The organism is Williamsia sp. z34, assembly GCF_059553395.1.
The window spans coordinates 512,574-527,101 of the sequence record NZ_JCANWW010000001.1; the positions used below are offsets into that span (position 1 = coordinate 512,574).

The window sequence follows — 14,528 nt, forward strand, 5'->3', positions numbered from 1 at the left end:
CGTCACTCGGAAAGCTCCGGAACTCAGGTGACCAGCAGTCCGCAGATGGCGATCAGTGCGCTCAGTTCGACGAGCGCGCCGAGTACGTCCCCATTGATGCCGGCGAACCTGCGGGAGCAGTGAAAGCTGAACCACCAGGCGAATACGACCACCGCCATCGCGGTGAACACACCTGGCAGCGGTAGCCCGGTGTCGACCGCATACCCGGCGGCAATCGCCCCGAGCGCCCAGAAGACGACCGTCAGCCGTTGTGTTCCCGCGGTCAGTGCGCCGAACTTGGATTCCTCGGTGGCGGACAGATTCACCCGGCAACCGATGACCGGGGCCACCCGACTGACAAACAGCACGAAAATGATTGCAGCCCAGTCATTCTGTTGAATCAGGGCACCGTAACCGGCCGCCTGCGCGCCCAGCACGACAACCAGTGTGGCCGCGCCGAAGGGGCCCGCGCTGCCACTGTGCATCACCTTGTGCACGCGCTCGGGAGAGCCGAAACAACCCAATCCGTCTGCGGTGTCCGACAATCCGTCGAGGTGCATGCCGCGGGTCAGGATTGCGATCGCACCGACGACGAGCAGACCCGCGAGCAACGGCGGCAACTCGGTCGCACCGAGGCCGACAGCGACCGCCGCGGTGATGACGCCGAGGACCGCGCCCACCAGCGGTGTCGAACCGATGACGGCACCGCCCAACGCGCGGTCGAAAGGACCCTTCGGTGTGGGCACCGGCAGGATCGTCAACCAGGACAGTGCCGTCTGCGGACCGCGGATTGCTGCTCGTAGATTCATCTGTGGTCAGGACGCCGCGTCCGGCGCACCACTGACCTGGGCCTCGGCGAACGTGGCCATGGACGCGAGCGTGTTCACGGCCGCCTGGACCAGCGGGAGCGCGGTGAGGGCGCCGGTGCCTTCACCCAGACGCATCGAAAGGTCCAGGAGCGGATCGAGATCGAGGTGCCGCAACGCGATCCGGTGAGCGGGCTCGGCCGATCGGTGTCCGGCCACCCACCACTCCCGGGCGCCGGGCGCCAGATCGTTGGCGACCAGTGCGGCCGCGGTGACCACCAGGCCGTCGAGGATGACCGGTGTCTTGCGCAGGGCGGCCTGCGCCAGGAACCCGGCCATCGCAGTGATTTCCGCACCGGAGACGGTGCGCAGCAGCTCGAGTGGGATCCGCGCATGGGGGCGTCCGCGTCGCATACCGTCCCGAACGGCCGCGGTCTTGCGGATCCAGCCGTCATCGTCGATACCCGTACCCCGTCCGACGACCACGACCGGCTCGGAATCGGTGAGCAGCCCGACCAGGACGGTGGCCGGGGTGGTGTTCCCGATCCCCATCTCTCCGGCGATGAGAAGGTCTGCGCCGGAATCGATCTCCTGATCCGCTATGGCGCGGCCGGCCGCAAGTGCGGCACGGGTCTGTTCGGTGGTCAGCGCATCTTCACGCGTGAGATCACCGCTGCTGCGACGCACCTTGAAACGGCTCATCGTTTCCGGTGTCTCCGCATTGACGGCCAGGTCCTCGACCCGGACACGGGCACCGTTCTGTCGTGCCAGCACATTGACGGCAGCCCCACCGGCACTGATGTTCGCAACCATCTGCGCCGTGACCTCGGGCGGGTAGGCCGAGACACCGGCCTGGGCGACGCCGTGGTCGCCCGCGAAGACCACCACCCTGGGTTCGGTGATCGGTCGAGGTGGGCACAGGCCTTGGCAGGACGCCACCCAGACGCCGAGTTCTTCGAGACGTCCGAGCGATCCGGCCGGCTTGGTCAGCTCGGCGTGACGTTCACGCGCGGCAATGGCGGCATTGCGGTCCGGCGCGGCGACGAAGTCGAATTGTTCCGGCTTCTCGAACTCGGTCACCGGTGCCGGATCGGCAACAGCCGCCGGATCGTCCACCGGCGTCGGATCTTCCACCTCGGTCGGGCCCGGTACGGCAAGCGGTGCCAGGACCGATGCGGCGAGTGGGGATGAAACCGATTCCGGGACGGCACCGTCGGTGGCCGCGCCACCGCGAAGTTCCAGGGTCTGGCCGGCAACGACCAGCACGACCCGGTCACAGACGGCGGCCACGGCCGTGTTGATGATGCCCAGCTGATCCTGGAAGAGTCGCCCGGCCGGAACCGGTGCCACCAGCGAGAGGCCGACCTCGGGGCTGATGATCACCAGGTCGCCGGTGAAATCGGCGACTGCCGCGGACAATTCGGCCGCCGTCGCCGACATGTCGAAGTTGTCGTCGTCCCAGCCGCCGACCGAGTCGATGTAGCGGCTCAGCCAACCACCGAGGTCGTCGACCAGGGTGGGCGTGGCTGTGTCGCGGCGCAGTTCGCCTGCCACGTCGCCGGATTCGACCGTGGTCCATCCGCTAGGGCGGCGGGTGCGGTGTGCTCCGATCCGGCGGGCCCAGTCCGGGTCTCCGGTCGCCGGATCCGCGGCGGTCGCCACGTACCTGACACCGTCACGAGGCAGCAGGCTCTCACCGAAAGCTGATTTGCCCGAGCGTATTCCACCAAGAACCAGGGTGCGCATCACCGATCAGACCGGGTCGCCCGGCTTGACCACGGGCCGCGGTGCGCGCATGAATCGCATCTGCATCGCACGGCTGAATCCGTACCAGGCGAGCTTGAAGCCGCCGTCGGTGGTGTTCGGGAAGCGTTCGCGCACGCGGTTGTTGATGATCCGTCCGAGCATCACACCGTCGATCACCAGGAAGATGACGAAGATGAGCATGAACAAAGTGGCGTAGACCGCCAGGGACGGGATGAACATCACGAGGATCAGCAGGATCGCGAACGGCATGAACAGCCCGGCGAAGTTGCGTCGCGAGTCGACGATGTTGCGGGCGTACCGACGGACCTCACCCTTGTCGCGGGGCATCAGGTAACGCTCGTCACCGTCCATCATCTTCTCGCGCTGGTCGGTGCGAGCCTTACGGCGTGCCTCGGACTGCGCGCGCTTCTCTTCTTTGGTCAGGCCGGCCGTCGAACCCTTGAGTTCCTTCTTGCGGGCCCGGGCCTCGGCGCGAGTCGTCGGGGCCGGAGCAACCGGGCCACGTCGCTTGCCCTCGGCGTCGCGGCGCTTGGGGGTGGGACGGCCCTTGCCCTCGGTGTATCGGCGATCGGCCGCAGCTTCTTCTGCCGTCTGCTCGACGGTCGCCGTCGTTGCGGTCGCGACCTCGGCGTCGTCGTCTTTTTTCCAGGGCAATTTCACCCCTCCAGATTATCCCGACGGCGCGTGCAGTGACTGCCGGGTCTCCGGACCCCGTCCATCAAGCGGGGTCAGCGCCTCTCGCGGATGTACTTCTGCGCACTGCCGCGGGACGGCCGCCTTCCTATACTTCGTCCATGAAGGCTCTGATCGCCCCGGATTCGTTCGGCGACACCTTGACCGCTGTTGCCGCCGCGGAGACGATCGCGGCGGGATGGGCGCAGGCCCGGCCGGACGACGAATTGATATTGGCGCCGCAGTCCGACGGCGGACCAGGATTTGTGTCGGTGCTGGCCGGCCGGTTCGGTGAGGTCCGGGAGGAGACCGTCGCCGGGCCGCTCGGCGCGCTGGTCTCGGCACACTGGCTGTTGCATCGTGAGACCGAGCACGTGACCGCCTACATCGAATGCGCACAGGCCTGCGGTCTGCATCAACTCGGTGGTCGGCCCTCGCCGCGCACCGCGATCGCCGCCGATACCTTCGGTGTGGGCCAACTCGTCGCCGCCGCGGTGGCCGCAGGTGCGGACAGGATCGTGGTGGGGCTGGGCGGCAGCGCCGGCACTGATGGCGGTCAGGGCCTGGTCGACGCACTCGGTGGGCTCGACGAGGCGGCGCACCTGCTGCGATCGGTGACCCTCGTGGCCGCCTCCGATGTGGAGAACCCGCTGCTCGGGCCGGATGGTGCGGCCACGGTTTTCGGTCCGCAGAAGGGCGCGGACCAGGACACCGTTGCCCTGCTGGAGGCGCGCATGACCGAATGGGCGCGCCGGCTCGGTGACCTTGCCGGTCGCGACATCAGCGCGCTGGACGGGGCCGGCGCGGCGGGGGGATTGGGCGCGGCACTGTTGGCACTGGGGGCCACCCGGGTCTCCGGTGCGACGGTGATCGCGGATGCGACCGGACAAGCCGACCTGATCAGCACCGTCGACCTGGTGATCACCGGTGAGGGCAAATGCGATGAACAGACACTCAAGGGCAAGGTCGTCGCGGCGCTGACCAGCGCGGCCCGCGAACACGGGATCCCGACGATCGTGCTGGCCGGACAGCTCGCGCTGACCCCGGCACAGATCGCCGAGGCCGGCATCGCCCGAGGCCACGCCATCGTCGAGGTCGCCGGATCGGTGCAGCGGGCGATGGATGACGCCCAGAACCAATTGGCCGAACTCGCTCGTCAGGTGGCCGCTTCGTGGTGACCGCCCCGGCGGTCACCTGGTGTGATAGGCAGGAATAGACCGGGCAGGAGTACGGTTGTAGCCGACGGAAGTTCGCATCCGAAACCCGGACCATTGTGGGTTCGCAGGCCGACGCCCCGCACACTGAGGAGATTTCATGACCGCATCGAACGAGACTGCTGTGCAGACCGAGACCGAGGCACCCGCGCACGGTGTGATTATGACGGAAGCTGCGTCGTCCAAGGCGAAGGCACTACGTGAGCAAGAAGGCCGCGAAGACCTGATGCTGCGCATCGCCGTCCAGCCCGGTGGCTGCGCAGGCCTGCGCTACCAGCTGTACTTCGATGACCGCAACCTCGACGGAGACCTCGTTGTCGAGTTCGACGGCGTCGGACTGGCCGTCGATCGCATGAGTGCCCCGTACGTCATGGGTGCCAGCATCGACTTCGTCGACACCATCGAGAAGCAGGGCTTCACGATCGACAACCCGAATGCGACGGGCAGCTGTGCCTGTGGCGATTCGTTCAACTGACGCCTGACCCTCTCACCGGGCCGCCAGATCCCGCAGTAAGCAAACGGCCGCATCCGAGTTCACCTCGGGTGCGGCCATTTTGTTGTTCCCGGGCCCCGGCTGTGTTCACCTGGAGAGAAGGTAGCGTTAAGCCATCATTCGTGAGTAAGAAAGGCACTCCTTCGTGGCCATTGCCATTTGTGGATCGATTGCGACCGACCATCTGATGCGCTTTCAGGGCAAGTTCTCTGAACAGCTGCTGCCAGAACACCTCAGTCACATCTCTCTGAGCTTCCTCGTCGAGGAGTTGGTGATCCGGCGCGGTGGTGTTGCCGGCAACATCGCCTACGCGATGGGTGTGCTCGGCGGTTCGCCGCTGCTGGTCGGCTCGGTCGGAAGCGACTTCGACGATTACCGGAAGTGGCTGGAGGGCAACGGCGTCGACACGCGTGGTGTCCGGGTGTCGGAGACTGCGCACACCGCGCGCTTCATGTGCACCACCGACGACGAGATGGCGCAGCTCGCAAGCTTTTACGCCGGTGCCATGAGCGAATCACGGGAGATCTCGCTGACCGCACTGGCATCCGAGCTGGGCACACCGGAGCTGGTCCTGATCGGCGCCGACGATCCCGAGGGCATGATCGTCCACAGCCGGCAATGCCGCGAACTTGGAATCCCGTTCGCCGCCGATCCGTCGCAGCAGCTGGCCCGGCTGGACGGCGAGCAGATCCGGGATCTGATCGAAGGTGCCACCTGTCTGTTCACCAACGAATACGAGTGGGGCCTGCTCCGGCAGAAGTCGGGCCTGAGTGAGGCCCAGGTCGCCGACATGGTCGGCGTGCGGGTCACCACGCTCGGTGGTGGGGGAGCGGAGATCATCGACGCCGACGGATCACGCGTCCACGTTCCGGTTGTCGCGGAAACCGCCAAGGTCGATCCGACCGGCGTCGGCGACGCGTTCCGCGCTGGGTTCCTGGTCGGCAACGCAGCCGGTCTGAGCCACGAACGCAGTGCGCAGCTGGGATCGATGGTCGCCGTGCTGGTGCTGGAGACCGTGGGCACCCAGGAATGGGTGTGGGACCGCGAGAGCGCGCTCGAGCGTTTGTCCGGTGCCTACGGGGCCGAGGCTGCTGCCGAGATCGGCGCGATCCTTCCCGCCTGATCAGCCCCAGACAACAAACACCCCGGGCAAACAAATCCGCCCGCCCCTTCTGCAGGGGCGGGCGGATTTGTTCTCACGATGTTCGCTAGAGCCGGACCGGGTACTGGTGATCTTCGATCTGGGGCACGATGGTGCCTTCGACGAAGATCCCGTGCCACACCATGAAGATGAGAACGGTCCACAGCCGACGACTGTTGTCGACCGCACCGGTGCGGTGCTCGGCCAACATCGCACGGATCGCGTCCTTGTTGAGGATGTGATCGGTCTGCGAGTTCTCGATCGTCTCCTGCGCCCAGTCGTACAGTTCCGTGCCGCGCATCCAATGTCGCACGGGCACCGGGAAACCCAGCTTCTTACGATGCAGGACGTGCGCCGGGACGATCTGCTCCAGAGCCTTGCGGAGTGCGTATTTGGTGGTGCCGTGCGAGATCTTCTCCTCGAAGGGCAGCGCCTCGGCGACCCGCATCACCTCGGGGTCGAGGAACGGCACCCGCAGTTCGAGTGAGTTCGCCATCGTCACCTTGTCGGCCTTGACGAGGATGTCGCCGCGCAGCCAGGTGAACAGATCCAGGTGCTGCATCCGGGCCACCGGATCCCAGCCGCGTGAGGTCGCGTAGATCGGGGCCGTCACGTCGGTGTGGGTCCACTCGGGACGGAAGTCCTTGAGCACGGCCCGGAGTCGGGCATCGTCGAAGCTGCGGGCGTTGCCGTAGTACCGCTCCTCGAGGGTCATCGACCCGCGATGCAGAAGACTCTTCCCGCGCTTGCCCTCTGGGATCCGATCCGACAAGCGGCCGGCAGCGGCCCGCAAACCGCGGGGCAGACGCTCGAACGGCTTGAGCGACAACGGCTCTTTGTAGATCGTGTAACCACCGAACAGCTCGTCGGCGCCTTCGCCGGACAGCACGACCTTGACGTGCTTGCGTGCTTCCTTCGCCACGAAGTACAGCGGGATGAGTGATGGGTCGGCCACCGGATCGTCCAGGTACCAGACGATTTCGGGTATCGCGGCGACGAACTCGGCCGGACTGACGACCTTCACGATGTGCTTTGCCCCGATGGCCGCGGCGGACTCCGCGGCCACGTCGACCTCCGAATAGCCTTCCCGCTCGAATCCGGTGGTGAAAGTGATCAGATCGGGGTTGTGCCGGATGGCCAGGGCGGCGATCGCCGTCGAGTCGATACCCCCGGACAGGAACGATCCGACGGTGACATCGGCACGCATGTGCTTGGCCACGGAATCGGAGAGCACCTCGGCGATCTCGTCGTAGCGGGCCTGTTCGTTGCCCTTGGTGAACGGGCGCACCGAGAATTGCGGCGTGAAGTAGCGGTAGACCTTGGGCATCTGGCCGGGCCGCAGGGTGGCGTAGCTGCCCGACTCGAGCCGCCGGATCCCGGCGTGCAGCGTCTCGGGCTCCGGGACGTACTGCAGGACGGTGTAGTGCTCGATCGCGCGGCTGTCGAGCGCATCAGAGACTCCGATCCGGTCGATCAACTCGAGCAGGCTCTTCTTCTCGCTGCCGAATATGGTTCCGCCCGAACCGGTCGCGATGAACAACGGCTTGATGCCGAACGGATCCCGAGCCAGGAACAGCGACTGAGTCTCGGTGTCCCAGATGGCAAAAGCGAACATTCCGCGCAAACGGGACACCGAATCGGGGCCCCAGTGGTGGAAGGCCGCGACAATCGCCTCGCTGTCGCCCTCGGTGCGGAACTCGACACCCTCGTCCTTGGCCAGCTGCGCCCGGATCTCGAGGTAGTTGTAGATCTCGCCGTTGAAGACGAGTGCATAACGTTCGGGGTTCTCGGGCGGACCCCATCGCAAGGGCTGGTGCGAATGCTCGATGTCGATGATCGAGAGCCGGTTGAAACCGAAGACCAGGTCGGAATCGTGCCAGGTGCCTGGTTCGTCAGGGCCTCGATGTCGCATGCAGTGCAACGCAGAGGCGACGAGATCAGCTGACTCGGCGGCCGATGCGTCGCTAGACAGCAGACCTAACAGACCACACACTAAATTGCCTCAATTCGTCCAGGGACGGCGTACAGATCACGCCCGAGTATGCCGCAATCGGCCGCACCGCCGCGTGCGCGGCCCGGGTTCGGCGTTCCGCTGACGGGACCCGGTGACACGAACCCAAACCCCGATACGAATGTGAGTCAGGGTTGGTCTACGCTGCGTAGTACACGAGTTACCAGTCGTGGTTAGCGTTGTGACTGTTTCCAGTCAGGGCAGGGTAGGAAGGCGTGAAATTGGCACACGGTGGGCAACCTCCGGCATCGACCAAGCGTCAGCACCGCGGACGTCGAATCAAGCAGATAAGCGCAGCCTTGTTCCTGGGCGTTGGCGCACTGATGCTGTCGAGCTGCAGCGCTGAAGAAGCGTTGCGATTCGGTTGGCCTAAGGGCATTACGCCCGAGGCCGAGGATATGCGGCATCTGTGGACGTGGTCGGTGATCGCGGCCCTCATCATGGGTATTTTGGTGTGGGGCCTGACGTTCTGGACCATTACGTTCCATCGTCGCAAGGCAGGACAAGACGAGTTCCCGCGGCAGACCGCGTACAACGTTCCTTTGGAGCTGACGTACACGGCGATCCCATTTGTGATCATCGCGGTCCTCTTTTACTTCACGATCATCGTGCAGAACAAGGTCGAGGCCAAGCAGCCCGATCCTGCCGTGGTGGTCGACGTGACCGCATTCCAGTGGAACTGGAAGTTCGGTTACCGGACCGTTCGTTTCGAGGACGGTCAGATCTACGACGGTGCCGAAACCGACGGGAATCCGTACGACCGTCAGGTCCCGGAGGGCGAGCACGAGGAAGAGTCGGGCGATCATCACGAGGTGCCGCTTCAGGCCCTCGAGAACGATGTCCGTTCCTACCTGAAGTACGACAAGATCGAGACGATCGGCACCTCGGACGAGATCCCGGTGCTGGTGCTCCCGACCGATCGCCGGATCGAGTTCGAGATCGCGGCAACCGATGTCGTCCACTCGTTCTGGGTCCCGGAGTTCCTCTTCAAGCGGGACGTCATGCCGTTCCCGAAGGAAAACCACTCGGACAACCGGTTCCAGGTCAGCGAGATCGACCGTGAGGGCGCATTCGTGGGTCGTTGTGCAGAAATGTGCGGCACCTATCACTCGATGATGAACTTCGAAGTTCGTGCGGTGAGCCCGGCGAAGTTCGACGAATACATCAAGTTCCGCGAAGCCAACCCCAGCGCGACCAATGCCGAGGCACTCGAAGCGATCGGTGAGGATCCATTGGCGATCAGCACCAAGCCCTTCGACACCAAGCGCGGCACGCAGACCGCGCCGAACTAAGTCACGGAGAAGCTACGAGATGCATATTGAAGCGCGGATCTTCGAGATCCTCACCGGGTTCTTTTTTGCGGTGGCAGTGGCGTACGGCTTGGCCACCGGTTTGACCAGTAAGAACGTGGAATGGGTTGGCGTCACCGGGTTGGTCATGACCGGCGGCCTGACACTGTTGGTGGGCACTTACTTCCGCTTCGTCGCTCGCCGGGTGGACATCCGCCCGGAGGACTACGAAGATGCCGAGGTATCGGACGGCGCAGGCGAGCTGGGCTTCTTCAGCGCCGGCAGCTGGTGGCCGATCATGATCGCCGCGGGCGCTGCACTCTTCGCCGTGGCACTGGCTTTCGGCCAGTTCTGGTTGGTTGCCTTCGCCGCCGTCTGCATCATCGGTGCAGTGTGCGGTCTGGTGCTCGAATACCACGTCGGGCCCGAAAAGCACTGACAACAACAAACAACACTCAGCTCCCGGGTTCGCAGCTTCAACTGCTGCACACCTGGGAGCTGAGTGCTTTCTGGCGTACGGCGATCCGCCAACTCCTCGACCGGGCCTTCGACGGCGACTTCACCGACACCGACTTCGATCACGCACTCGGGGGAGTCCACGCGATGATCACCGACGGCGACATGCTGATCGGTCACGCTGCGGTGGTCGCCCGCTCGATCGCCCACGACGGACGCGCATACCGCGTTGGATACGTCGAAGCGGTCGCAACCGACCCTGAGCGACAGCGGCAGGGCATCGGTGACCGCGTGATGAGCGCTGTGGAAGCGGTGATCGACGGTGCCTACGACTTCGGTGTCCTGGGTGCCAGCGACGCCGGTTTACGGCTGTACCGCGCACACGGTTGGCGTCCGTGGACGGGCGACCTGTCCGCGATGACGCCGGCCGGTCTGGTCAAGACCCCGGAGAGTTCCGTCCACGTCTACGGACGTTCTGCTCCCGTGTCCGGTGAGCTGACCTGTGATTGGCGCTCAGGCGAGCTCTGGTAACCCATCCGCCGAATTCGCGCCACCTACACGCATCTGCGCCGGTTGCAACCGGCGCGAACGCAGGCAACTGGCGCGAACTTAGGTGTGGGACGCTCGACGGGGGGCGCCAGGGTAGGGCGCGGGGTTGCCGCACATGTCTACGCATCCAAGGCCCCCGTGGAGCTTCTGCTTCTGTGTCGGTGAGTGGCCTCTGGTTCGGGCGTCCACCCAGTAAATCCGCTCCACCTACACGCATCTGCGCCGGTTGCAACCGGCGCGAACGCAGGCAACCGGCGCGAATTCAGCGGCTGAACATCGACACGCTCACCGAGGAGCGGGGTAGGGGAGCGGTGCGAGAAGTCGCCCACGCGATGACCACCGTCTGCACATACAAGAAGAGCCGGACCGCACATTGCGGTCCGGCTCTTCTTGTATGGCGATATCAGTCGACGAAGGGATCTCCGCCGCGCTCTTGCAGCGCGCGCAGGGCGTCCTTCTCGTCGTGATGGGCCTTCTTCTCCAGCTCGACGTTGCGAACCTGCTCTTCGGCGGGGTCGGCGACCAGCAGAGAACCGGTACCCGGTTCGCCGGCGGAGCCGAGCTTGTTCATCCGCTTCGGAAGTGCAGCACCCTCGTACGGCAACGGAATCGGATGTCCGTGCTCGTCGACAGGTCCCAGCGGCTGGTGCAGCTCGATGAACTCACCGTGCGGCAGTCGCATGATGATGCCCGTCTCGATGCCGTGCTCGAGCACCTCCCGGTCGCTGCGCTGCAGAGCCAGAGCCCAGCGGTACGCGATGTAGTAGGCGAGCGGCGGGACAACGATCAACCCGATCCGGCCCATCCACGTCGTCGCGTTCAGCGAGATGTCGAACTTGTAGGCGATGATGTCGTTCATACAAGAGACCGTGAGGATGATGTAGAACGAGAGCGCCATCGCACCCACCGCGGTCCGCACCGGCACGTCACGCGGCCGTTGCAGCAGGTTGTGGTGAGCGGTATCGCCGGTCAGCCTCTTCTCGATGAACGGATACGTGAACATGAGCCCGAACACGATCGTCAGTACAACGACGACCCAGAAGATGGCCGGGATCGTGTAGGCGTTCCCGAAGTAGATCTCCCACGCCGGCATCAGTCGGGCCAGACCATCGGTCCACATCATGTAGATGTCGGGCTGAGAACCTGCCGAGACGTGCGCCGGGTTGTACGGGCCGATCGCCCATACCGGGTTGATCTGGAACAGACCCGCGATGATCGCCAGGATGCCGAAGGTGACCGCGAAGAATGCGCCCGACTTGACTGCGAACACCGGCAGGATCCGGACGCCCACGACGTTGGTCTCGGTGCGGCCGGGGCCGGGGAACTGCGTGTGCTTCTGGTACCAGACCAGCGCCAGGTGAGCACCGATGAGCGCCAGGATGATTCCCGGGAACAACAGGATGTGCAGGACATACAGGCGCGGGATGATGATGTCGCCCGGGAACTGTCCACCGAACAGTGCCCAGTGGATCCAGGTGCCGACCACCGGGATGCCCAGGACGATGCCTGACATGGCGGCACGAACACCGGTACCCGAGAGCAGGTCGTCGGGGAGTGAGTATCCGAAGAAACCTTCGAACATCGCCAGCACGAGCAGGAAGCAACCGATGACCCAGTTCGCCTCACGTGGACGCCGGAAAGCGCCGGTGAAGAAGATGCGGGCCATGTGGATGATGATCGACGCCGCGAAGAGCAGCGCTGCCCAGTGGTGGATCTGCCGGACGAAGAGCCCGCCGCGGACCTCGAACGAGATGTCGAGGGTGGTGGCGTAGGCCTGAGTCATCATCACGCCGTTGAGCGGCTCGTAGGAACCGTTGTAAATGACCTCGGACATCGACGGATCGAAGAAGAACGTCAGGTAGACGCCCGAGATCAGCAGGATGATGAAGCTGTACAGCGCGATCTCACCGAGAAGGAACGACCAATGGGTGGGGAACACCTTGTTGATCTGGCGGCGTATGCCGGCCGCCATGTGATACCGGGAATCTGCTTCCTCGGCCTGCTGCACGATCTTGCTCATGGCTTGTCCTTCCCCTGGCCGCGTTCCCAGAACGCCGGGCCGACGGGCTCGATGAAGTCACCGGCAGCCACCATGAAGCCCTGCTCGTTGACCGAGATCGGCAGCTGCGCGAGAGCACGGGCGGCAGGACCGAAGATCGGTTTGGCGTATTCGAGAGCGTTGAACTGTGACTGGTGGCACGGGCACAAAATGCGGTTTGTTTGCTGCTCGAACAGTGAGGTCGGGCAGCCGAGATGCGAGCAGACCTTCGTGTAGGCGTAGTAGTCGCCGTAGTTGAAGCTCTCCTGGCCCTGACGCTTGATCGCTTTTTTGGCGTCGTTGGGACGCAAACGGATCAGCATGACCGGGTTGCTGACGCCACGCAGACCTTCGATCAGCTTGTGCCGCGACTCCTCGGTCTCTCCGGTTCCGTCGGAGACTCGCCACGGGAACACGGTTTCCATGCCGCCGGCGTCGAGATCCTCGGGACGAACCAGGACCACAGACATCGGGTTGCCGTTGTCGCGTCGCAGGAAGACCGTCTCGTTGGGGTCCTCAGGCGAGTTGTAGATCGGCGACCAGCCGGTGTTCCACAGCGGGGCATCCTTGCCGAGCGCCCACGGGTTCTTGATGAAGCCACCCAGCGTTGCGACCACGCCGGTCAGGGCGAACGCGCCCAGGCCGAACAGGCCGGCACGCTTGATCGCCTTGCGGCGGGGGAGGGTCGAGGTGGTCAGCGAATCGACGAACTCTGCGCCGATTGTGCGCTTGTCGACCTCGGAAGAACCACCGTCGTGGCGATCCTGAACCGAGATCTCCTCGGGGATGAACCGCTTGGTGAACTGCACCGCGCCGATACCGAGAGAGAGGATCGACAGACCGAAGGTGAAACCGATGAGCGGGGTGTTGAGGATGTACGCCCAGTAGTTGTCACCATCGGGCATCACGAATTCCCACTGGTTGAACAGGAAGATGATCAAACACGCGAGGGCCGATACCCCGGCGAGTGCGAACCAGAATGCGACAGTGCGCTCGGCCCGCTTCTCTGCCTTGGTACCCGGCACCGGGAAACGCTCGCGGCGGTGGATGATCTCCACGCCGTCGAGGTTGGTGCCGAGTTTGACCAACTCGTCCTTGCTCATTGCATCCAGCTCATCCGGGGTCGGATCTGGTTTGTGCTGGTCGGTCATCTACGTGATCCAATCCACATCGTGCCGGCGACAACTGCAACCGTGCCGACGAACCACATGAACATGCCTTCGGACACCGGGCCGAAGCCGCCGAGTCCGTAGCCGCCCGGGTCCTTCGACGTGGTGGCGTACTTGACGTAGCCGATGATGTCGCGCTTTTCGGTGTCCGTCAGCTGCCGGTCCGAGAACTTGGGCATGTTCTGAGGTCCGGTGAGCATGGCGGTATAGATTTCCTGCTCGTTCGGCGCGTCGAGGGCGGGCGCGAACTTGCCCGACGACAGCGCACCTCCACGGCCGGTGAAGTTATGGCATGAGGCGCAGTTCAAGCGGAAGAGCTCACTGCCGCGGCCGATGTTCTCGCCACGCAGTGCGCCCTGCTCGATGACCGGGTAGCCGTTTTCGAAGATGACGTTGCCGTCGGCGTCCTTGGCGTAGACGACCTGCGGGCCGCCACCGATGGACTGGATGTAGGCACCGAGCTGGTCGATCTGGGACTGGGTGAACTTGGCCGGCTTGCGGAGGATCTGGGCTTCGCCGCGGACCGCTGGCATACGGCCGGACGACACCTGGAAGTACACCGACGCATCGCCGACGCCCACCAGCGACGGACCACGCTCGGCAACGCCTTCGAGGTTCGCGCCGTGGCAGGTGATGCAGGAGGTCTCGTAGAGCTTCCTGCCGTCCTGGACCAATGCGGCAGTGGAATCGCTGTCGGCCTTGGCGACCTGGGCTTCAGGCGTGATGGCTGCGGCCAGTCCGCCGGCGACAACCAGACCTGCCAACAGAAGAAGAGCTCCGGAAGCGCGACGACGCAACTTGCGGCGCGACTTGGATTTCTTTGCGTCTGTGCGGCCGGTGCCCTCGCTGAGGGCACCTGTTTCCGAATCCCCGGGTGAGGTGGGTGGGGGAGATGAACTCATCTGTATCTCTCTGCTTAGCGGACTGACTTTGCCTGTACCAAA

13 protein-coding genes are annotated in these 14,528 nt (G+C 64.6%); 6 read left to right on the top strand and 7 right to left on the bottom strand.

Annotated features, from left to right (window positions below; all coding sequences use genetic code 11):
- Nucleotides 1-23 precede the first annotated feature (23 nt).
- Genes AC51GT_RS02460 through AC51GT_RS02470 form a run of 3 tightly spaced genes read right to left on the bottom strand, consistent with a single transcriptional unit; the run spans nt 24 to nt 3,212 of the window.
- Entirely contained in the window at nt 24-788 is a 765-nt protein-coding gene (locus tag AC51GT_RS02460; RefSeq protein ID WP_496323794.1) for an adenosylcobinamide-GDP ribazoletransferase, read from the bottom strand.
- A gap of 6 nt (nt 789-794) precedes the next feature.
- Complete coding sequence (gene cobT, locus AC51GT_RS02465) at nt 795-2,531, bottom strand: nicotinate-nucleotide--dimethylbenzimidazole phosphoribosyltransferase (RefSeq protein ID WP_496327746.1); 1,737 nt, start codon at nt 2,529-2,531, stop codon at nt 795-797.
- Nucleotides 2,532-2,537: 6 nt separating this feature from the next.
- Complete coding sequence (locus AC51GT_RS02470) at nt 2,538-3,212, bottom strand: DUF3043 domain-containing protein (protein ID WP_496327747.1); 675 nt, start codon at nt 3,210-3,212, stop codon at nt 2,538-2,540.
- Between the two features lie 134 nt (nt 3,213-3,346).
- Here AC51GT_RS02470 and AC51GT_RS02475 point away from each other — a divergent pair, with 134 nt between their 5' ends.
- The 3 genes from AC51GT_RS02475 (at nt 3,347) to AC51GT_RS02485 (ending at nt 6,054) form a co-directional block, all read left to right on the top strand.
- Nucleotides 3,347-4,402: a glycerate kinase family protein gene (locus AC51GT_RS02475; protein ID WP_496327748.1), complete on the top strand. Its 1,056-nt coding sequence runs from the start codon at nt 3,347-3,349 to the stop codon at nt 4,400-4,402.
- Nucleotides 4,403-4,538: 136 nt separating this feature from the next.
- Nucleotides 4,539-4,913, top strand: a complete 375-nt coding sequence (locus AC51GT_RS02480; RefSeq protein WP_496323798.1) for a HesB/IscA family protein — start codon at nt 4,539-4,541, stop codon at nt 4,911-4,913.
- Between the two features lie 163 nt (nt 4,914-5,076).
- A complete protein-coding gene (locus AC51GT_RS02485) occupies nt 5,077-6,054 on the top strand; it encodes a carbohydrate kinase family protein (RefSeq protein ID WP_496327749.1) in 978 nt (325 codons plus the stop codon).
- An 85-nt stretch (nt 6,055-6,139) separates the two neighbouring features.
- On the opposite strand, the gene asnB is transcribed toward AC51GT_RS02485, so the two are convergent.
- Nucleotides 6,140-8,065: an asparagine synthase (glutamine-hydrolyzing) gene (gene asnB, locus AC51GT_RS02490; RefSeq protein WP_496323800.1), complete on the bottom strand. Its 1,926-nt coding sequence runs from the start codon at nt 8,063-8,065 to the stop codon at nt 6,140-6,142.
- Between the two features lie 239 nt (nt 8,066-8,304).
- Here asnB and ctaC point away from each other — a divergent pair, with 239 nt between their 5' ends.
- Genes ctaC through AC51GT_RS02505 form a run of 3 tightly spaced genes read left to right on the top strand, consistent with a single transcriptional unit; the run spans nt 8,305 to nt 10,359 of the window.
- A complete protein-coding gene (ctaC, locus tag AC51GT_RS02495) occupies nt 8,305-9,375 on the top strand; it encodes an aa3-type cytochrome oxidase subunit II (RefSeq protein WP_496324106.1) in 1,071 nt (356 codons plus the stop codon).
- Between the two features lie 19 nt (nt 9,376-9,394).
- Complete coding sequence (locus AC51GT_RS02500) at nt 9,395-9,811, top strand: cytochrome c oxidase subunit 4 (RefSeq protein WP_496323801.1); 417 nt, start codon at nt 9,395-9,397, stop codon at nt 9,809-9,811.
- A complete protein-coding gene (locus tag AC51GT_RS02505) occupies nt 9,766-10,359 on the top strand; it encodes a GNAT family N-acetyltransferase (protein WP_496327750.1) in 594 nt (197 codons plus the stop codon). Before AC51GT_RS02500 ends, AC51GT_RS02505 begins: the two co-directional genes overlap by 46 nt.
- A gap of 421 nt (nt 10,360-10,780) precedes the next feature.
- On the opposite strand, the gene qcrB is transcribed toward AC51GT_RS02505, so the two are convergent.
- Genes qcrB through qcrC form a run of 3 tightly spaced genes read right to left on the bottom strand, consistent with a single transcriptional unit; the run spans nt 10,781 to nt 14,486 of the window.
- Nucleotides 10,781-12,397, bottom strand: coding sequence for a cytochrome bc1 complex cytochrome b subunit (gene qcrB / locus AC51GT_RS02510; RefSeq protein WP_496323803.1), 1,617 nt, complete (start codon nt 12,395-12,397; stop codon nt 10,781-10,783).
- The gene (gene qcrA / locus AC51GT_RS02515) at nt 12,394-13,566 is read right to left on the bottom strand and encodes a cytochrome bc1 complex Rieske iron-sulfur subunit (RefSeq protein WP_496323804.1); all 1,173 of its coding nucleotides are present in this window, start codon (nt 13,564-13,566) and stop codon (nt 12,394-12,396) included. The genes qcrB and qcrA overlap by 4 nt, the downstream gene beginning before the upstream one ends.
- Nucleotides 13,563-14,486: a cytochrome bc1 complex diheme cytochrome c subunit gene (qcrC, locus tag AC51GT_RS02520; RefSeq protein ID WP_496323805.1), complete on the bottom strand. Its 924-nt coding sequence runs from the start codon at nt 14,484-14,486 to the stop codon at nt 13,563-13,565. Before qcrC ends, qcrA begins: the two co-directional genes overlap by 4 nt.
- Between the last annotated feature and the right edge of the window lie 42 nt (nt 14,487-14,528).